The sequence below is a fragment of the Neorhizobium huautlense genome, from assembly GCF_030811685.1.
GTDB lineage: Bacteria > Pseudomonadota > Alphaproteobacteria > Rhizobiales > Rhizobiaceae > Neorhizobium > Neorhizobium huautlense_A.
The window spans coordinates 153,451-170,976 of the sequence record NZ_JAUSRF010000009.1 but is presented as its reverse complement, the minus strand read 5'-3'; the positions used below and the strand labels follow the sequence as shown (position 1 = coordinate 170,976).

The 17,526-nt window shown below is 59.7% G+C and carries 21 protein-coding genes; 11 read left to right on the top strand and 10 right to left on the bottom strand.

Annotated features, from left to right (window positions below; translation table 11 throughout):
• Positions 1-296: 296 nt before the first annotated feature.
• The 10 genes from J2T09_RS15180 to J2T09_RS15135 form a co-directional block, all read right to left on the bottom strand.
• Positions 297-1,424 (bottom strand): polysaccharide deacetylase family protein, encoded by a 1,128-nt coding sequence (locus tag J2T09_RS15180; RefSeq protein ID WP_306836069.1) that lies wholly within the window; start codon positions 1,422-1,424, stop codon positions 297-299.
• Positions 1,425-1,546: 122 nt separating this feature from the next.
• On the bottom strand, positions 1,547-1,714 hold the full coding sequence (locus J2T09_RS15175; protein WP_306836067.1) for a hypothetical protein: 168 nt from the start codon (positions 1,712-1,714) through the stop codon (positions 1,547-1,549).
• 42 nt (positions 1,715-1,756) lie between these two features.
• On the bottom strand, positions 1,757-2,188 hold the full coding sequence (locus J2T09_RS15170) for an ABZJ_00895 family protein (protein ID WP_306836065.1): 432 nt from the start codon (positions 2,186-2,188) through the stop codon (positions 1,757-1,759).
• Between the two features lie 168 nt (positions 2,189-2,356).
• The gene (locus J2T09_RS15165) at positions 2,357-2,635 is read right to left on the bottom strand and encodes a hypothetical protein (RefSeq protein WP_306836063.1); all 279 of its coding nucleotides are present in this window, start codon (positions 2,633-2,635) and stop codon (positions 2,357-2,359) included.
• A 6-nt stretch (positions 2,636-2,641) separates the two neighbouring features.
• Positions 2,642-3,427 carry a sulfite exporter TauE/SafE family protein gene (locus J2T09_RS15160; RefSeq protein WP_306836062.1) on the bottom strand — a complete coding sequence of 262 codons (786 nt, stop codon included), beginning with the start codon at positions 3,425-3,427 and terminating at the stop codon, positions 2,642-2,644.
• A gap of 112 nt (positions 3,428-3,539) precedes the next feature.
• Positions 3,540-3,965: a bleomycin resistance protein gene (locus tag J2T09_RS15155; RefSeq protein WP_306836059.1), complete on the bottom strand. Its 426-nt coding sequence runs from the start codon at positions 3,963-3,965 to the stop codon at positions 3,540-3,542.
• 11 nt (positions 3,966-3,976) lie between these two features.
• The gene (locus J2T09_RS15150) at positions 3,977-4,465 is read right to left on the bottom strand and encodes a GNAT family N-acetyltransferase (RefSeq protein ID WP_306836056.1); all 489 of its coding nucleotides are present in this window, start codon (positions 4,463-4,465) and stop codon (positions 3,977-3,979) included.
• Positions 4,466-4,476: 11 nt separating this feature from the next.
• Positions 4,477-5,892 carry a metalloprotease TldD gene (tldD, locus tag J2T09_RS15145; protein ID WP_306836054.1) on the bottom strand — a complete coding sequence of 472 codons (1,416 nt, stop codon included), beginning with the start codon at positions 5,890-5,892 and terminating at the stop codon, positions 4,477-4,479.
• A 426-nt stretch (positions 5,893-6,318) separates the two neighbouring features.
• On the bottom strand, positions 6,319-6,822 hold the full coding sequence (locus J2T09_RS15140; RefSeq protein ID WP_306836051.1) for a YcxB family protein: 504 nt from the start codon (positions 6,820-6,822) through the stop codon (positions 6,319-6,321).
• Positions 6,822-7,400: an invasion associated locus B family protein gene (locus J2T09_RS15135; protein ID WP_306836049.1), complete on the bottom strand. Its 579-nt coding sequence runs from the start codon at positions 7,398-7,400 to the stop codon at positions 6,822-6,824. Before J2T09_RS15135 ends, J2T09_RS15140 begins: the two co-directional genes overlap by 1 nt.
• 321 nt (positions 7,401-7,721) lie before the next feature.
• Here J2T09_RS15135 and coxB point away from each other — a divergent pair, with 321 nt between their 5' ends.
• From coxB to ispH, 11 genes are all read left to right on the top strand, one after another.
• Positions 7,722-8,603 carry a cytochrome c oxidase subunit II gene (gene coxB / locus J2T09_RS15130; RefSeq protein WP_306836047.1) on the top strand — a complete coding sequence of 294 codons (882 nt, stop codon included), beginning with the start codon at positions 7,722-7,724 and terminating at the stop codon, positions 8,601-8,603.
• Between the two features lie 16 nt (positions 8,604-8,619).
• Complete coding sequence (ctaD, locus tag J2T09_RS15125) at positions 8,620-10,332, top strand: cytochrome c oxidase subunit I (protein ID WP_306836045.1); 1,713 nt, start codon at positions 8,620-8,622, stop codon at positions 10,330-10,332.
• A 71-nt stretch (positions 10,333-10,403) separates the two neighbouring features.
• Positions 10,404-11,375: a heme o synthase gene (locus tag J2T09_RS15120; protein ID WP_306836039.1), complete on the top strand. Its 972-nt coding sequence runs from the start codon at positions 10,404-10,406 to the stop codon at positions 11,373-11,375.
• Entirely contained in the window at positions 11,372-11,512 is a 141-nt protein-coding gene (locus J2T09_RS15115) for a hypothetical protein (RefSeq protein WP_306836219.1), read from the top strand. Before J2T09_RS15120 ends, J2T09_RS15115 begins: the two co-directional genes overlap by 4 nt.
• A 96-nt stretch (positions 11,513-11,608) precedes the next feature.
• Positions 11,609-12,199, top strand: coding sequence for a cytochrome c oxidase assembly protein (locus J2T09_RS15110; protein WP_306836215.1), 591 nt, complete (start codon positions 11,609-11,611; stop codon positions 12,197-12,199).
• A gap of 51 nt (positions 12,200-12,250) precedes the next feature.
• Complete coding sequence (locus J2T09_RS15105; RefSeq protein ID WP_306836036.1) at positions 12,251-13,126, top strand: cytochrome c oxidase subunit 3; 876 nt, start codon at positions 12,251-12,253, stop codon at positions 13,124-13,126.
• 143 nt (positions 13,127-13,269) lie between these two features.
• Positions 13,270-14,520: a glycosyltransferase family 4 protein gene (locus tag J2T09_RS15100; RefSeq protein WP_306836034.1), complete on the top strand. Its 1,251-nt coding sequence runs from the start codon at positions 13,270-13,272 to the stop codon at positions 14,518-14,520.
• A 61-nt stretch (positions 14,521-14,581) separates the two neighbouring features.
• Complete coding sequence (locus tag J2T09_RS15095; protein ID WP_306836032.1) at positions 14,582-14,725, top strand: hypothetical protein; 144 nt, start codon at positions 14,582-14,584, stop codon at positions 14,723-14,725.
• Between the two features lie 241 nt (positions 14,726-14,966).
• Positions 14,967-15,449 carry a L,D-transpeptidase family protein gene (locus J2T09_RS15090; protein WP_306836030.1) on the top strand — a complete coding sequence of 161 codons (483 nt, stop codon included), beginning with the start codon at positions 14,967-14,969 and terminating at the stop codon, positions 15,447-15,449.
• Between the two features lie 29 nt (positions 15,450-15,478).
• The gene (locus J2T09_RS15085; RefSeq protein ID WP_306836028.1) at positions 15,479-16,282 is read left to right on the top strand and encodes an SURF1 family protein; all 804 of its coding nucleotides are present in this window, start codon (positions 15,479-15,481) and stop codon (positions 16,280-16,282) included.
• 132 nt (positions 16,283-16,414) lie between these two features.
• The gene (gene ispH, locus J2T09_RS15080) at positions 16,415-17,467 is read left to right on the top strand and encodes a 4-hydroxy-3-methylbut-2-enyl diphosphate reductase (RefSeq protein ID WP_306836027.1); all 1,053 of its coding nucleotides are present in this window, start codon (positions 16,415-16,417) and stop codon (positions 17,465-17,467) included.
• Positions 17,468-17,526: the final 59 nt, after the last annotated feature.

Sequence of the window (17,526 nt, the reverse complement as noted above, 5' to 3'; positions counted from 1 at the left end):
CGATCTCCCCCCTTGAGGGCAGGGATATCGCTATGATCTGAGGTGGTGCGGCTTGCTCCCAATAATCTCCCCCCTTGAGGGGGAGATGTCACCGAAAGGTGACAGAGGGGGGTAAACAACGGTGCGGCAGGCGGGGTGAAATCGGCATTTGCGCCAGAAATATCCCCCTCTGTCCTGCCGGACATCTCCCCCTCAAGGGGGGAGATTGGCTGGCGGCACCATCACAATGCCATATGCGGTAGCCTTGCCGTCAAAACGGGGAGAAGAGTTATGGCGCCACAGCAAATCTGATAGGACTACCCCACCACTTCGCCCGCCGGCGACAATTCCTTGTCTCCCGCCATACGTGGTTTGGCCGACAACGCAAAGGGCAGTCCCGAAGCCAGCGCGGAAACATAACGCGGTACCTGATAATACCCGTTCAGCGAAATGCGCGGCAGGCCGGTCATGCGGTCGCGCAAGGTCTCATTGAGCGTGCCCGGCCGGGTGGTGACGGCGAGATCAAAGCCCAGTTCGCGTGCCAGATCCTTGTCACGTTCCGACACGGCATTGGCCGTGCCATAGGGGTAGGCAAACGTTTTCGGGCGGGTGCCGAAGGCCGTTTCCATCCATTCGATGCAGGCGAGCATTTCCTGCCGCGCTTCGGCCCTGTCCAGTTGCGCGATGGAACGGTGGCTGACGGTGTGGGCGCCGAGCGATGCCAGCGGGTTTTGCGAAAGCGCCCGCAATTCCTCGACATCCATGGTCAGTTGCGCGGTGATCTTGAGCGCATCGATGCCGTGGCGGGCGGCCAGCGCATCGATCACCGCCACCTGTTCGGTTTCGGGACCCGAAGCGATGAAGCGCGAAAAACGGTCGAAGGCATCGAGCTTGTCGGGCGCGGTTTCAAGCGGCAGGCTGATCTCGCCAGGGCCGGAATTTGGGCCGAAATCGAAACGGATTTCCGGCAGCACATTCAAAAGCGCAGCCAGCGTTTCCCACCACATGCCGTGGGTGCGTGTCGCAAACCCCTTGGCGACAAAAATGGTGAAGGGCACGCCGTGGCGCTCGAAAACCGGCAGGGCGTATTCGACATTGTCGCGATACCCGTCATCCAGCGTGAAGGCGGCAAAGGGTTTTGCGCCGGGGCCATGAGGTTCTTTCATCCGCGTTGCGACATCACAGAGCGACAGGAATTCATAACCATCGGCCTTCAGCCGGCGGATGGCGCGATCGAGAAATTCCGGCGTGATATCGAGATGGGCATTGGGTTCGGCCGGATGCCCTTCCGGCGGGCGTACATGGTGCAGCGTAAAAATGGCGCCGCGGCCACGGGCGCCGGGCCAAAAATTGGCACGCGCGGCAAGGGCGGCCGCTTCGAGGCCACCGAGGATCAGCGCCCGCTTGACGCTTCGGCGCCAGACTGCGTCAAACCTGCCCGTCATCGTATGTACACCACCCCGGATGTGATCATTTGAGGGAAACTAGCGCGGTTGTCTTAAGCGTTGTTAAAGAATGGCGGGCGGGGATTTGGGGGAGGGCCGGGTTTTGTCGGGAGGGATGGTGCCTATCGGGGTTTTCGTGGCCAATAGACAAAGATCACGAAGGCCGTGATCGCGAGCAGGAACACATACAGCGCCCAATCGAAGCGCATGCCGGTAAACAGCACCGCCATTCCGCCAAGAAGAAGAGCGAAGAATACGAAATTTCCCAGGAGGGCTTTGATGAATTCCATACCCTCGCTCCGGTTATCTTCGCGGGTGCGGCAGGCCGCGGTTTACGCAGCCTTCTTCACCGCCTGGCGGAATGTCACCCAGAAGCTGAGGCGGACGATGAGGATCTGGATCACCGTGATGACGGCAAGGACAATCACCATGGTCAGGCCGGCGGCGTTCAGTTCGCTCCACAGCCGATCGTCGCCCGACAGGCCGAGAATGGCCAGCGCGGAAGAAAGGACGGTGGCGATGACGCCGCACATCACCGCATGGCTCCAGGCGCGGCCGCTCGTCGGCGCTGCCTTCTCGCGCGAAAACCACAGATTGGCCGCCACGCCGCCGGCCGCAAAAACCACGATCAGGCCCATGGCCGGATTGTTGAAGGGCAGGAACAGGACGACAAGAATCAGAAGAACGACCAGAGCCAGAAATGTCGCGGTAAAAATACCCAGTATGAACAGTGTCGAGGCCGGGCGTTCATCTGCATTCTGCATGAATTTTTCCCTCATGGAAAAGATTAGAACTTTTTTAACGAACGCCGATGTTGTGGTTTTGCTGTCGGATCATCCGCGTTGGCGATGGGGATTCAATTTGCAGAAATTTTGTGCATTCGCAATACATCAATCCGGCGATGGAAGACGCAGGGAGGCGGAAGGGGCGCCCTAAATGTGGTCGTCGGCGAAGCTGGTCATAACGACACCATTTTCGTCGTCGCGAAAAATCAGGCAAAGCCGGTCGTCGCCTGACGCGGCGAAATGAAATTCCAGCCCGTCATAAAGCCAGATCGACGGCTGTTTGCGTGTTCGCGAAACGCCGCCCATGTCGTCGGGCAGGCCGAACAGCTGTTCCAGTTGATGCCGGGACATGCCGAGCTTCACCGGCCGGATCACCCCGGACCGGGCAAATTCCGCGTGCCAGGCTTTGAACGCTTCACCCGCCATTTTTTCTCACCGCCACGCATCGAACAGCGGCAGCCCGACCACGCCCGCCATCGCGATCAACCCGAAACAGATCCGCCTAAAAGTCTTTTCGCTGGCGATGCCGAACAGGTGCGAGCCGAGATAAAGCCCGGCGCCATAACCGGGGGCGATGACGGCGGCGAGCAGCACCACTTGCAACGTCAGAATACCGCTGACGATATAGGAGGTGGCGGAAATCACCGTGGCCAGCGCAAAATAGACGACGAGATTGGCACGCACCGTCTGCGGCGGAATGGCGCCGCCCAGCCAGTAGGCGACGATGGGCGGGCCGGACATTTGCGCCGCACCACCGAACAGGCCGGCCAGCCAGCCGACGCCGATCGTCAGCGGCACCTTTGGGCGCCCATGGTAGCGCCAGCCGGACATCAGGAAGGCGAGCAGCAGCAGAACCACGATGGAGATGATCCAGCGCAGCGTCACCGGGGAGCTAAGCGCCAGAAGCGCGGTGCCGAGCGGTACGCCGAAAAGCGCACCGATCAGCATCGTGCCGACCTCGCGGCGATTGGCCTTTTTCCATCCCGCCGGCACCATGCCGAGCGTCATCGTGCCATCGATCAGAAGCAGCAGCGCCGAGGCGATTTTCGGGCTCATGGCGGCGCCGGCGAGCGGCACAAAAATCAGCGCGCCGCCAAAACCGGAGAAGCCACGGGCGAGACCGGCGATGGTGGCGGCGGCAAAAACGAAGGCGACCTGTGACCAGTTCTGGCCGGGCAGCCAGGCGTTGAGCGTATCGAGAAGGTTTGCGTAGGACATGGTGGCGGGCTGCTTGGCGAACTGCGAAGCGCCGCAGGTGGCGGGATTTTTGGGGAGGTGTCAAGCAACGGAATTTGAGGTGGAGGCTTGCGGACATCCCGCGACATCCGATTCAGAATGCGTGCGGTCGCTCGCCCAGATCTTCGAACAGCCGCAGCAGATAACCATCAGGGTCGGCGACCACGAACTGCCGGTTGCCGACCTCCCGATCGCCGCGACGATACCATTTTTCCTCGAGCGGTAGATTGGGTTCAAGGCCGATTGCCGCCAGTCGGTCCAGAATGGCGCACACGTCCGGCACGCGGATCTGCAGGTTGAGCCCGCGTCCGAAAGGTTTTTCCAGCGGCGCACCATCGAGCCCGAAATCGCGACCGATACCGATCTGGTCGATCATCAGTTGCGCGCCATCGAGGTCGAGATAACAGAAACCCTCTTCGGGCCGCTCATAAAGAACGGAAAAGCCGATCAGGTCGCAATAGAAGCGGCGGCTTTGCAGCCAGTCGGATACCGACAATTCCGGCACAAGCGGGTTTCCCATAAAAGCGACCGTCACACCCCACGCTTATAAAACCGGGTATCCACCTTCATAAACAGAAACGCTTCCGGCAAATCCGCCTTGTCCACCTGCGCAAAGCCGTGCTTTTCATAAAAACGGTGTGCGGCCAGAAATCTTTCGGTCGTGCCGAGAAAGATCTCGCTGAGACCAGTCTCGGTGGCATGGGCAAACAGCTGCTCCAGCAATCTTGCCGCCGTGCCATGTTCGCGCCCGCGCGCAGCCGCCGCCACGAACATCTTTCGCAGCGTCGCCTGATCGTTGCCGATGTCTTTCAGCCCGATCGTGCCGACGATTTTTCCGTCCTTTTCCGCCACCCAGAACCCGCCTTTGCCGGTCTGGTAGAAGTCGGGAATGACAGACAAATCCGGCTGGTCCTCGGCTGTGATGGAAAAGCCGAACTCTTCGCGCTGGATCGGCAGGATGACGGCGATGACACCGTCCGCATCTTTCGGTTCAAAAGGCCGGACGGTGATCTCGCTCATGACAAAATCCTTTAGGCCTTGGTGCCGCCGACGGTGACCTGATCCATGCGCAGATGCGGCTGGCCGACGCCGACCGGCACCCACTGGCCGGCCTTGCCGCAGTTGCCGATACCGGTATCGAGCGCCATGTCGTTGCCGACCATGGAAATGCGCTTCATCGCATCCGGGCCGTTGCCGATCAGCATCGCGCCCTTCACCGGCGCGCCCAGCTTGCCGTTTTCGATCATGTAGGCCTCGGTGCAGCCGAACACGAATTTTCCGGAGGTGATATCCACCTGACCGCCGCCGAAGGACACGGCGTAGATGCCCTTCTTCACGGACGCGATGATCTCTTCCGGTGTCTTGGTCCCGGACAGCATATAAGTATTGGTCATGCGCGGCATCGGAATATGCGCATATCCCTGACGGCGGCCGTTGCCGGTCGGTTTCATGCCCATTAGGCGGGCGTTCTGGCGGTCCTGCATGTAACCGACCAGACGGCCGTTCTCGATCAGCACGTTATAGGCCGAAGGCGTGCCTTCGTCGTCTATCGTGATCGAGCCGCGACGGTTGTCGATCGTGCCGTCATCGACGACGGTCACACCGGGCGCGGCGACCATTTCGCCGAGCAGACCGGCAAAGGCCGAGGTTTTCTTGCGGTTGAAATCGCCTTCCAGACCGTGGCCGACGGCCTCGTGTAGCATCACGCCCGGCCAGCCGTTGGAAAGCACGATATCCATCGTGCCGGCCGGCGCATCGATTGCCTCAAGGTTGACCAGCGCCTGGCGCAGCGCATCGTCGGCGCCGCTTTTCCAGTTACCGTTTTGCACGAACTCGCCAAAGCTGACGCGACCGCCGGTGCCGAAGGAACCGCTTTCCTGCCGGTCGCCATCACCCACGACCACGGAAATGTTGATGCGCGTCATCGGGCGCACATCCTGCACACGGTGGCCATCGGCGCGCAAAATATCGACCACCTGCCAAGAGGCGGCAATCGAGGCGGACACCTGCCGCACCTTCGGGTCCTTGTCGCGCAAGTAAGCGTCGATTTCGGCCAGCAGCTTGGCCTTGGCTTCAAAACTCGGTTCGCCGATCGGGTTTTCGTCACCGTAATATTTTTTATTTGTGCGCTGCGGGGCAGCCGCATAGGAGCCGGAATAACCGCTCGTGACGGCGCGCACGGCATCGGCGGCACGTTTTAGCGCCGCTTCGGAAAGATCGCCCGAATGGGCATAACCGACCGCTTCACCGGCCACCGCGCGCAGGCCAAATCCCTGATCGGTGTTAAAAGATCCACCCTTCAGCCGGCCATTATCGAAGGCCAGCGATTCCGCCTGCGCATGTTCGAGATAAAGCTCGCCATCGTCGGCGCCGGAAAGCGTCTGCGCCAGAATTTCGCGCAGTCTTGTTTCATCGACGTCGAACAGGTTGAGAAGATCGGTGTTCATGCATGCTCCTTGGCGGCCTTTCGGTGTGGGCTTTGTGCCGTGTCGTTTGCCCCTCATCCGCCTGCCGGCACCTTCTCCCCGCTCGCGGGGAGAAGGGATATGCCGCACCGTCCTGCCTCAGGCGAAACGGAGGCGTGTGCCTCGTCCCCTCTCCCTGTCATGACGGGGAGAGGGGTAGGGTGAGGGGCAAACACAAATCATTTGCCCAAACCGAAATATATCTTGAATCCGATGTAGGTCCGTCACGGGACTGACGCAAGCCTGACCTTGGCTTCCGGCCTGTCGGCAAGGGCCGCAACTCCCTCCGCCGTCATCCTCGGCCCTGTGCCGAGGATCTGCTGCGGTTGATTTTGCGGACGTGGTTAGATCCTCGGGACGAGCCCGAGGATGACGAAACCAATGGTCGTCGCGGGACCGACGCAAGCCTCAAGCCTTTTGCCCAACCACCATCTGCGCCGCCCGAGCGCGCAAATATGCCTGCACCACGTCCGGCATGCCGTCCTTCGGAAAGGTGTCGAACACGGTCGTATCGGTAAAGACCATGAAGGCGTTCGGCAGTTCCCAGATCTCGGTCACGTCGCGCCAAAACATTTGGCCTTCGCCGATCTCCGAAACCACGGCGATACCATCCGCATCCACGGTTATATCAGCCGTGCGGCGGTGCCGTTTCAGCGTGCGGGTGATCAGCATGCGCTGGAAGGCGAAAACGCAGATAAACGGGGCTACGGCCAGCAAAAGCAGCACCACGGCAAAGATATCATTGCCGCCGGTACCGAAAAGATAGACGGAAAAGGCCGCGATCAACGCGGCCATCACCCACATCATCCGCTGTTCGGCAAAGGCCCGGCGCATGATGAAGGTGCGAACGGCGTCTTTTACCACGCCGTCATCGTAAGAGAGCGTAAATCGCTGGGTCTCGAAGGCAGCCATTACGGCAGGGCGTCGTAGCCGGGGCCAAAGCCGGTCAGTTCGATCGGAATACCGACGCGGTCCTGATCGACGCTTTCACGCAGGGCGAAAACGGCGCTCTTGCCGGCGCGCAGGATGCGCATCAGCTCGTCGTCGATTTCCACTTCAACGTAGCAGCCCTCGTTGAAACAACGGGTGAAATAGGCGCGGCCGATATTGTTGTTGTCGACGTAAAGCTCCATGCCGTCCTTCAACAGGACGCCGAGCGGCGCAAGGATGCGCAGGATTTTGGATTTCTGGTCGGCGGTCTTCAAGACGACGACGGAAAGGCCCACTTCCGGTCGGTCGTCGGCAATCACGTTCTGCATCAGCGCGCATTGTTCTGATGCCGCACCGGCCGGCTTGTCGCAGAGAACGGACCATGCACCGTGGCTGCCGCGCACATTGCCGGGCTGCTGCGGCGTGGTGGCTTCCGGCCGCGGCTGCTTTTCGTTCGAGGTCGGCGGCGCCAGCTGCGCGGATGCCGAAAAGGCAAAGCCGGTGGCTAAAGCTGCAACGCAGACGGACAGAACACGGTGGCGGAAAAGGCGAAGCGCCATGGAAACCTCAAGATATCGAATCACGGCGCCATTGTTGCCGCCGAGCCCAGGAATGAAAAGCCTTATGCCCTCTTTCCAGCCGAGTGCGGCGAAAGTGGGACTTTGGGCTTGGAACGGACCGGTCTTGCTCTACCGGGGATAGGCCGTTGCCGCAAGGGCTTGAAACTGCGCGCAAAGATTGTGTGAATGCGGGCTAAAATGCCGCAGCAGGGCGAAGGAGCGCATATTGCGACAAAACGCAAATTATGATTGAACCGAGGTGTATAGCAGGGAAAACTGCATTGCGATTTGAGCCGGATCAAAATGTAAGGGAGGTGCAGGATGATTTACAGGGCTTTCGCGGGGGTCGGTACGCTGATCTGTCTGCTCTTGGCGACCGTGGCCGTCGCCGACCAACCAAAACCCTGGCAACTGGATCTCCAGGAGCCGGTGACGCCGATCATGCATCAGATCAAGTGGTTCAATCACTACTCGCTCTGGTTTATCGTGCCGATCACGCTTTTCGTGCTGGCGCTGCTGGTCGTCGTGGCCGTAAAATTTCGCGCCGCAAAAAATCCGGTCGCCTCGCGCACCAGTCACAATACCGCGATCGAAATCGTCTGGACTGTCGCGCCGGTGCTGATCCTGCTTTTTCTCGCCATTCCCTCGTTCAATCTTCTGAACGCGCAGCTGACCATGCCGGAAAATCCGGATGTCACGGTCAAGGCGACCGCCACCCAGTGGCAGTGGAATTACGAATATGAAGGTGGTGACAATCCGCTCGCCTTCGACAGCTTCATGCTGAAGGAAACCGACCGCACAGCCGCCGGCAAGGAAGATGTGAAGACCTATCCGCGTCTTCTCGCCGTCGATAATGAAGTCGTGCTGCCGGTGAACAAGACCGTGCGCATGCTGGTGACGGCGGCGCCGACCGATGTCATCCACGCCTTCGCCATGCCCGCCTTCGGCGTCAAGATCGACGCCGTTCCCGGCCGCCTCAACGAAACCTGGTTCAAGGCCGAGAAGGAAGGCCTTTATTACGGCCAGTGTTCCGAGCTTTGCGGCAAGGACCACGCCTATATGCCGATCGCCATCCGCATCGTGTCGCAGGAGCGCTACGACACATGGAAGGCCGCCGCCGCCGCCGATCTGCCGGCCGCGAACAAGGCATTGATGGCCGCAACCGATGCGCCTGATGCATCCGTTGCCGTGGCTTCGAACTAAGGGGAGGGACAAAATCATGGCTGGACATAACGATCACGCACATGCCGATCATGGGGCCGATCACGGGCACTCCCATGACCACGGGCATGACCATTCACACGACCATGCACACCACAAGCCGTCGTTTTTCACGCGCTGGTTCCTGTCGACCAACCATAAGGATATCGGCACGCTCTATCTGATCTTCGCGATCATGGCGGGCATTGTCGGCGGCCTGATGTCGGTCGCCATGCGTATGGAACTGCAGGAACCCGGCATCCAGATCTTTCACGGTCTGGCGGCGATGGTTTACGGTTTCGAAGGCGATGCCGCTCTCGATGGCGGCAAGCACATGTTCAACGTGTTCACGACAGCGCATGCGCTGATCATGATCTTCTTCATGGTCATGCCGGCGATGATCGGCGGTTTCGCCAACTGGATGATCCCGATCATGATCGGTGCGCCGGACATGGCGTTTCCGCGTCTCAACAACATTTCCTTCTGGCTGATCGTGCCGGCCTTCCTGCTGCTGATGCTGTCGATGTTTGTCGAAGGCCCGGCAGGCGCTTATGGCGCAGGCGGCGGCTGGACCATGTATCCGCCGCTTGCAAGCTCCGGCCAGCCGGGGCCGGCGGTCGATCTGGCGATCTTTGCGCTGCACGTGGCCGGTGCCTCGTCCATTCTGGGCGCCATCAACTTCATCACCACGATTTTGAACATGCGCGCACCGGGCATGACGCTGCACAAGATGCCGCTGTTCGCATGGGCCGTGCTGGTCACAGCCTTCCTTCTGCTTCTGTCGCTGCCGGTTCTGGCGGGTGGCATCACCATGCTTCTGACCGACCGCAATTTCGGCACCGCCTTCTTCTCGCCGGAAGGTGGCGGTGATCCGATCCTCTACCAGCACCTGTTCTGGTTCTTCGGTCACCCGGAAGTCTATATCCTGATCCTGCCCGGTTTCGGCATCATTAGCCACATCATCTCCACCTTCTCGAAAAAGCCGGTTTTCGGTTATCTCGGCATGGCCTATGCCATGGTGGCGATCGGTGCCGTCGGCTTCATCGTCTGGGCCCACCACATGTATACGGTTGGCCTGTCGCTGGATGCGCAGCGTTATTTCGTCTTCGCAACCATGGTCATCGCCGTTCCGACAGGGGTAAAGATCTTCTCGTGGATCGCGACGATGTGGGGCGGCTCGATCACGTTCGCGACGCCGATGGTCTGGGCGATCGGCTTCATCTTCCTGTTCACGGTGGGTGGTGTCACGGGCGTGCAGCTGGCCAATGCCGGCCTCGACCGCTCGCTGCACGACACCTATTACGTCGTCGCCCACTTCCATTACGTGCTGTCGCTCGGCGCCGTCTTCGCCATTTTTGCGGGCTGGTATTACTGGTTCCCGAAAATGACCGGCTACATGTATAACGAGTTCGTCGGCAAGCTGCATTTCTGGGTGATGTTCATCGGTGTGAACCTGGTGTTCTTCCCGCAGCATTTCCTTGGCCTTGCCGGCATGCCGCGCCGTTATATCGACTATCCGGATGCGTTTGCGGGCTGGAACTATGTCTCGTCGATCGGCTCCTACATTTCCTTTGTGGGTGTACTGATCTTCCTCTTCGGCGTATGGGAAGCCTTTGCGAAAAAGCGCATCGCCGGAAACAATCCGTGGGGCGAGGGTGCCACCACGCTGGAATGGCAGCTGTCTTCACCGCCGCCGGTCCACCAGTGGGAACAGTTGCCCCGCATTCGCTAAACGACCTTGAAGCCAGGATGCTGCGCGGGAGGAGGCTCGCGCAGCTTTGAAAACACGAAGTAGGACTACGCATGACAGTCATTCAGGATCACGACACATTCGGCACCGAACAGGGTTCTGGCCTGTCGGAAGCCAATGCGCGCGATTTTTTCGAACTCCTGAAGCCGCGCGTCATGTCGCTTGTGGTTTTCACCGGTTTTGTCGGCATGGTTCTGGCGCCGGGCCATATCAACCCGATCCTCGGGGCAATTGCCATTCTCTGTATCGCCGTGGGTGCAGGAGCATCCGGCGCTCTCAACATGTGGTATGATGCCGATATCGACAAGGTGATGACCCGCACCGCCAAGCGCCCGATCCCGGATGGCCGCGTGCAGCCGCGCGAAGCCTTGGCTTTCGGCCTGACGCTTTCGGTGTTTTCCGTCGTTATCCTCGGTCTGGCGGTCAACTGGTTCGCCGCCGGCCTTTTGGCCTTCACCATCTTCTTTTACGCCGTCGTTTACACGATGTGGCTGAAGCGCTCGACGCCGCAAAACATCGTCATCGGCGGTGCGGCCGGCGCATTCCCGCCCATGCTGGGCTGGGCCTGCGTCACCGGCGACGTATCGCTTAACAGCACCATCCTGTTCATGATCACCTTTATGTGGACCCCGCCGCATTTCTGGGCGCTGGCGCTTTTCAAGATGCGTGATTACGGTTCCGTCGGCATTCCGATGATGCCGAATGTCGCCGGAGAACGGTCCACCAAGCGCCAGATGTTCGTCTACACGCTGCTGACCATGGCGGTTGCCGTCGCACCGGCGATCACCGGTCTTGCCAGCATCGGCTACGGAATCTTTGCCTTCGTCCTGAGCGCCATCTTCACCTTCTATTCCATCCTCGTGCTGCGCATGCCGGATGGCGATGAAAAGATGGTGCCGGCGAAAAAGATGTTCTTCTATTCCATCTTCTATCTGTTCGCCATTTTCAGCGCGCTGCTGGCCGATCACTGGCTGGCCGGCGTATGGGGCATGTTTGGCGGCAATCTCACTGGAGTGAGTGGATGATCGAAACGGTCAAGCTCAATGAAGCGCAGAAGAAATCCAGGCGAGGGCGCAATGTGGCGCTTGGCCTGCTTCTGGCGGCGCTTGTCGTGCTGTTCTACATCGTGACGCTGATCAAGATCGGCGGCTTCGCAAACTGACGGGAGGCAGGATTGACGGAGGAGACAGGGAGGAAAGAGCCGGGTTCGCCATCTGATGGCGTGACTTCGGCTGGCCTGAAAACGCCCGCCAAGCGGATGAGCCCAAAAAGAATGAGCAATGGCTCGATCATGGTCTTCTGCTTCGTCTTTGCCTTTGGCATGGTCGGTGCTGCCTATGCATCGGTGCCGCTCTACCGGCTGTTCTGCCAGATTACCGGCTATAACGGCACGACCCAGCGCGTCGAACAATATTCCACCCGCATTCTCGACCAAAAAATCCGCGTCACCTTCGACGCCAATACATCGAGCGGCCTCAACTGGGATTTTCGTGCCGTTGATCGCGCCATCGAGCCAAGGCTCGGCGAGACGGTGCAGATTTCCTACAAGGCCACCAACCGTTCTGCGCATGACGTGACGGGTACCGCCGTCTTCAACGTCACGCCGATGGAAGCGGGCGCCTATTTCAACAAGGTCCAGTGTTTCTGCTTCACCGAAACGACGCTGAAGCCGGGCGAAACGCTGGACATGCCGGTGGTGTTCTTCGTCGATCCGGATCTCGCGACCGCCGAAGAGACAAAACATATCCGCACGATCACGCTGTCCTACACGTTCTATCCGAGCACGCCGGCGGCAAAGCCCGTCGCGGCACTGCCGGACAAGAACAAGGCAGCAGGCAAACAACTGTAAGAGGGTCCGCCTTTTTGGGCGGAAAAAGGTTCAGGTCAGGGGAGTGACGACATGGCCGATACGCATCAGAAGAACCACGATTACCATATCATAGACCCGAGCCCCTGGCCCTTCCTGGCCTCGGTCGGCGCTTTCGTCCTCACCTTCGGCGGCGTCGGCTACATGCGGTACCTGCATGGTAGCGAGTTCAAGCTGTTCGGGCTGAATTTTGCCACGCCGTGGCTGTTCTTCATCGGCCTTGCCATCGTTGTCTACACGATGGTCGGCTGGTGGGCCGATACGATCAAGGAAGGCCGCGAAGGCCACCATACCCGCGTCGTCTCGCTGCACCTGCGCTACGGCATGATCATGTTCATCGCCTCGGAAGTGATGTTCTTCGTGGCGTGGTTCTGGGCATTTTTCGATGCCAGCCTTTATCCGCATGAAGCCATCCAGGCCTCGCGTCTGGAATTCACCGGCGGACAGTGGCCGCCCAAGGGTATCGAGGTTCTCGATCCCTGGCACCTGCCGATCTACAACACCGTGATCCTGCTTCTTTCCGGCACCTGTGTCACCTGGGCGCATCACGCGCTTCTGCACGGTGATCGCAAGGGCCTGATCAACGGTCTGGCACTAACGGTGGCGCTCGGCGTGCTGTTCTCCTTCGTGCAGGCTTACGAATACATGCACGCGCCGTTCGACTTCAAGAATTCGATCTATGGCGCCACCTTCTTCATGTCGACCGGTTTCCACGGTTTCCACGTTCTGGTCGGCACCATCTTTCTCCTTGTTTGCCTGATCCGTGCGATCAATGGCGGGTTCACACCGGAGAAGCATTTTGGCTTCGAGGCTGCTGCCTGGTACTGGCACTTCGTCGACGTCGTCTGGCTGTTCCTGTTCTTCGCAATCTATATTTGGGGCGATTGGGGCGCGCCGCTGGCTCACTAGCCGGCTGGTGAAGACCGAACAGGAAACAGGGAAGGCGGGTGTTGGGAGGCGCCCGCCTTTTCTCATTTTTTGCGGGACTGGACGTGGCGCGGCTGCGGATGCCATGATTTGCCATTGCGCAATTCCTCGACACAGAACCCGTCATGCCCATCCATCATTTCTACAGCACCGATTACGAACAGAAGACCGGCGGCTGGATCTATAATCGCCACCTGATCGCATGGCTGGACCGTCTTCTGGGCGGTGTCCGCGAAATGACGGTACCGGTGTGTTTTCCGGCGCCCGATGCGGCTGTGATGGCGGAAATCGAGACGCTGTTCGACGGGATCGAGCCGGGCGCGGTTCTGGTGATGGATCACATCTATGGCTGCATGCTTTGGCCGATCCTGCAGAGGCGGCCGTTCAGGCTGGTGCTGATCTATCATCATTCGATGATGGAGGAGCGGGGCGCTGGCCAATTGCCGCTCTCCCCGATTGGTACCGGGGTATTGAATGTGGAATGCGAAGAGTGCGCGCATCCGATCTCCCCCCTTGAGGGGGAGATGTCCGGCAGGACAGAGGGGGGTGGTTCTGGCGCAAATGCTGCTTTCGAAACACCTGCCGGACCGTTGCTCACCCCCCTCTGTCACCTTTCGGTGACATCTCCCCCTCAAGGGGGGAGATCAGAGGGAGTGCGCGGCACCGAACACAGCTCAATCGAACATTCCGCCCTGCAACTGGCCGACGCCATCATCGTCACCTCGGATGAAAGCCGTGATTATGTGACCAGCCATTACGGCATTGCCGAACAAAAGATCATCATCGGCAAACCGGGCAACGATCCCGCACCACAAAGCCGGGCGCATGATGGCGGACCGTGGCATATGCTCTCCGTCGGCGCCGTCATTCCAAGGAAACGCTACGAGTTTCTGGTCGAGGCTTTTGCAAAGGTCGAGCGATCCGACTGGTCCCTCACCATCGCCGGCAATCCCGACCGTTATCCCGATTACGTCGCGTCACTGCAAAACCTGATCGAAACCCACGACCTCGCCAACCGCATCACCCTCGCTGGCGAACTGCCGACAGAGGCACTCGAGACGCTCTGGGCCAAAACCCACCTCTACGTCGCCTCGTCTCTCTACGAGGGTTACGGCATGGCGATATCCGAAGCCATCTGCCGCGGTGTGCCGGTCATCTCCACACCCTCGGGCGCGGTCGCAAGCTGGGCGGGGGAGGCGGCGACGCTGGTCGATGCGGATGATGTCGGCGAGATGGCGCGGCAGATCACGGCTGTCATGGCTGACCCGGCGACCTATGAGACGGCGCGGGAAAAGGTTTTGCGTTTTGCGGTAGCGCTGCCGTCGTGGGAGGAAAACATGGCGCGCGTGGGTGAGGGGTTGAGGCAGCTGGTGTGAGCTGTCGGCTTGTTGGGCGCTCAGAATTGTCTTACAGTGTCTTGCATCCATGGAGGTGCCCATGACCAAGACCAGTCCTACGGAATCCGTCACACTGCGGGTGCCCGGTGATGTCCTGAGCGATATCGAAATCATCGCCAAGGCGACCGACCGATCGCGCAGCTATGTCCATCGTGCGGGCGCTTCGGACCTATCTGATGAATGAAGGTGCCGATGTCATGAACGCCCTGCGCGGCAAACAGCAGATCGCCGATGGTGAATATGAAGACATGGATGATGTCATCGCCGATATGGATCGGATCATAGCAACCCGTTAGCACACTTGACTGGGGGGCAAGTGGTCGTCGGTAGGCTAACTTGATAATCCTGGCCACGCCGCCATCCGCCCGCCTTTTTCCTCTGAAATCGATCTCCTCACCCGCGCTCGATTCAGGAGACATGCCATAATGCAATGGTTTGCCCTCGCATTCATTCTTTGCTTCTCCGCGTCCACCGCCGCAGCGCAATCCGTTTCCCACGTGCTGGTCATGAAGGCCGAGCGCCGCATGCAGATCATGGATGGCGATCAGGTGGTGAAAACCTATTCCATTGCGCTCGGTGGTTCACCCGTCGGCCACAAGCAAAAGGAAGGTGACGAGCGTACACCCGAAGGCATGTATACGCTCGACTGGCGCAATCCCGGCAGCGGGTATCATCGCTCCATCCATGTCTCCTATCCCAACGAGGCAGACAAGGCGCGGGCGGCAAGTGCGGGTGAAGACCCCGGCGGCATGATCATGATCCATGGCCAGCGCAATTATCTCGGCTGGCTTTCGCCGCTTACGCAATGGTTCGACTGGACCAATGGCTGCATCGCCGTCTCCAATGCCGAAATGGACGAGATCTGGGATCTTGTGAAAAACGGCACGCCCATCGAGATCAGGCCGTGATAGGGTCTTTTCGGTAAGGGGAGGCCGTAATGAGCGATCAGGTGAATGGTTCTGTCGTGAACGCGCAGGCGAAGGCGCGGGAGAAGGCAGATCTGCCGCGCGCATCGTCGCGTAGTCGCACCGTCCTCACCGGCGGCCTCGTTCTCGTCTGTCTCGCCATTCTTCTTTCACTCGGCACATGGCAGGTGGAACGCCTGCACTGGAAGGAAGGGCTGATCGCAAAAATCGCCGAGCGTCGTGATGCCGCCCCCGTGCCGCTTGCCGATATCGAGGCCGCCGAAAAACATGGCGATGATTTCGAGTTTCGCCGCGTCACAATCTCCGGCACGTTCGATCATACGAAGGAGCGGCATTTTTTCGCCACCCATCAGGGCCAGACGGGTTTTTACGTCTATACGCCGCTGGCACTCGATGATGGCCGCACGCTGCTCGTCAATCGCGGTTTCGTTCCTTACGAGATGAAGGAGCCGGCGAAACGCGGTGAGAGGCAGGTGGCGGGCGAGATCACACTCACCGGTTATGCCCGCGCAAAACTCGACGCAAAACCATCTTCTCTGGTGCCGGATAACGACCTTGCCAAAAACATCTTTTACTGGAAGGACATCGCCGCGATGACCACGAGCGCCGGTCTCGATGCCGGCAAGGTTCTGCCGTTCTTTGTCGATGTCGATGCGGCGACAAAAAATCCCGGCGGTTTTCCGGTGGGTGGCGTCACGCAGTTCGATCTGCCCAACAATCACCTGCAATATGCGGTGACATGGTACGGGCTGGCTCTGGCGCTTGCCGGCGTGGTCGCCGCCATGTGGGTTAAGCGCCGCCGTTCGCCGTCTTGATCTTTGTCATGATTGAAAAGAGTTGGCGGTAAATTTTGTTTGGCGGATTTCGCCGGCCTCGCCTATATGGGACCCAAGAGGCCCTCTATCGCGGCTTGCCATTATCTGGCTCGCCCCTTCGTGTGGAACGGAATGAACATTCAGGTGACTGAACAGGCCGAAGCCCGGCTCATCGATACAAAACCCGAACTGACGATCCGCCTGTGCGGCCCGCGCGGTTTCTGCGCCGGTGTCGATCGCGCCATCCAGATCGTCGTTCTGGCGCTGAAAGCTTATGGCGCGCCGGTCTATGTTCGCCATGAGATCGTTCATAACCGTTATGTCGTCGAGGGTCTGGAAGCCAAGGGCGCCATCTTTGTCGAGGAACTGAACGAGATCCCGGTCGAACACCGCGAGCAGCCTGTGGTGTTTTCCGCTCATGGCGTGCCGAAATCGGTGCCGGAAGATGCTCAGTCGCGCAATCTCTTCTATCTAGATGCGACCTGCCCGCTGGTTTCCAAGGTGCACAAACAGGCCATGCGCCACCAGCGCCTTGGCCGCCACGTCATCCTCATTGGCCATGCCGGCCACCCGGAAGTGATCGGCACGATGGGCCAGCTGCCGGAAGGCACTGTCTCGCTGGTCGAAACCATCGCCGATGCCGACGTTTATGTGCCGGCAGACCCGGACAATCTCGGTTACGTGACCCAGACGACGCTGTCGGTGGATGATACGGCCGGTGTGATCGCCCGCCTTCAGGAACGTTTTCCGAACCTGACTGCGCCGGCGGCGGACAGCATCTGTTACGCCACCACCAACCGCCAGGAAGCGGTGAAACAGGCGGCCGATGGCTGTGACCTGTTCATCACCGTCGGTGCGCCGAATTCCTCCAATTCCAAGCGCCTTGTCGAAGTGGCGCTGAGGGCCGGTGCCAAACATTCGATCCTCGTGCAGCGCGCCTCGGAACTGAACTGGGACGAGATCGGCGATATCAGGACACTCGGCATTTCCGCCGGTGCATCCGCGCCTGAGGTGATCGTATCGGAAATCATCGAGGCGTTTCGTGAGCGGTTCGATGCCAAGGTCGAGCTGGCTATCACCACGGAAGAGACGGAAAATTTTCTCGTCAACCGCGAATTGCGGGAGGTGCCGCTGACCCAGGAAGACATGGCCTGGGTGAATGGCGAGCGGCCGCTTTCGGTGTGAACCGAAGCTGCGGTTCCATTGGCGACAGATGTCGCCTGTGAACGATCTGCCACGCCGTT

Coding starts and splice junctions, on each gene's coding strand:
- J2T09_RS15095 (WP_306836032.1), top strand. CDS start 14,582: ATGACCAAGACCAGTCCTACGGAATCCGTCACACTGCGGGTGCCCGGT.
- J2T09_RS15115 (WP_306836219.1), top strand. CDS start 11,372: ATGATCGAAACGGTCAAGCTCAATGAAGCGCAGAAGAAATCCAGGCGA.
- ispH (WP_306836027.1), top strand. CDS start 16,415: ATGAACATTCAGGTGACTGAACAGGCCGAAGCCCGGCTCATCGATACA.
- ctaD (WP_306836045.1), top strand. CDS start 8,620: ATGGCTGGACATAACGATCACGCACATGCCGATCATGGGGCCGATCAC.
- J2T09_RS15170 (WP_306836065.1), bottom strand. CDS start 2,188: ATGCAGAATGCAGATGAACGCCCGGCCTCGACACTGTTCATACTGGGT.
- J2T09_RS15085 (WP_306836028.1), top strand. CDS start 15,479: ATGAGCGATCAGGTGAATGGTTCTGTCGTGAACGCGCAGGCGAAGGCG.
- J2T09_RS15090 (WP_306836030.1), top strand. CDS start 14,967: ATGCAATGGTTTGCCCTCGCATTCATTCTTTGCTTCTCCGCGTCCACC.
- tldD (WP_306836054.1), bottom strand. CDS start 5,892: ATGAACACCGATCTTCTCAACCTGTTCGACGTCGATGAAACAAGACTG.
- J2T09_RS15140 (WP_306836051.1), bottom strand. CDS start 6,822: ATGGCTGCCTTCGAGACCCAGCGATTTACGCTCTCTTACGATGACGGC.
- J2T09_RS15135 (WP_306836049.1), bottom strand. CDS start 7,400: ATGGCGCTTCGCCTTTTCCGCCACCGTGTTCTGTCCGTCTGCGTTGCA.
- J2T09_RS15120 (WP_306836039.1), top strand. CDS start 10,404: ATGACAGTCATTCAGGATCACGACACATTCGGCACCGAACAGGGTTCT.
- J2T09_RS15165 (WP_306836063.1), bottom strand. CDS start 2,635: ATGGCGGGTGAAGCGTTCAAAGCCTGGCACGCGGAATTTGCCCGGTCC.
- J2T09_RS15100 (WP_306836034.1), top strand. CDS start 13,270: ATGCCCATCCATCATTTCTACAGCACCGATTACGAACAGAAGACCGGC.
- J2T09_RS15180 (WP_306836069.1), bottom strand. CDS start 1,424: ATGACGGGCAGGTTTGACGCAGTCTGGCGCCGAAGCGTCAAGCGGGCG.
- J2T09_RS15175 (WP_306836067.1), bottom strand. CDS start 1,714: ATGGAATTCATCAAAGCCCTCCTGGGAAATTTCGTATTCTTCGCTCTT.
- J2T09_RS15110 (WP_306836215.1), top strand. CDS start 11,609: ATGAGCCCAAAAAGAATGAGCAATGGCTCGATCATGGTCTTCTGCTTC.
- J2T09_RS15160 (WP_306836062.1), bottom strand. CDS start 3,427: ATGTCCTACGCAAACCTTCTCGATACGCTCAACGCCTGGCTGCCCGGC.
- J2T09_RS15150 (WP_306836056.1), bottom strand. CDS start 4,465: ATGAGCGAGATCACCGTCCGGCCTTTTGAACCGAAAGATGCGGACGGT.
- J2T09_RS15155 (WP_306836059.1), bottom strand. CDS start 3,965: ATGGGAAACCCGCTTGTGCCGGAATTGTCGGTATCCGACTGGCTGCAA.
- J2T09_RS15105 (WP_306836036.1), top strand. CDS start 12,251: ATGGCCGATACGCATCAGAAGAACCACGATTACCATATCATAGACCCG.
- coxB (WP_306836047.1), top strand. CDS start 7,722: ATGATTTACAGGGCTTTCGCGGGGGTCGGTACGCTGATCTGTCTGCTC.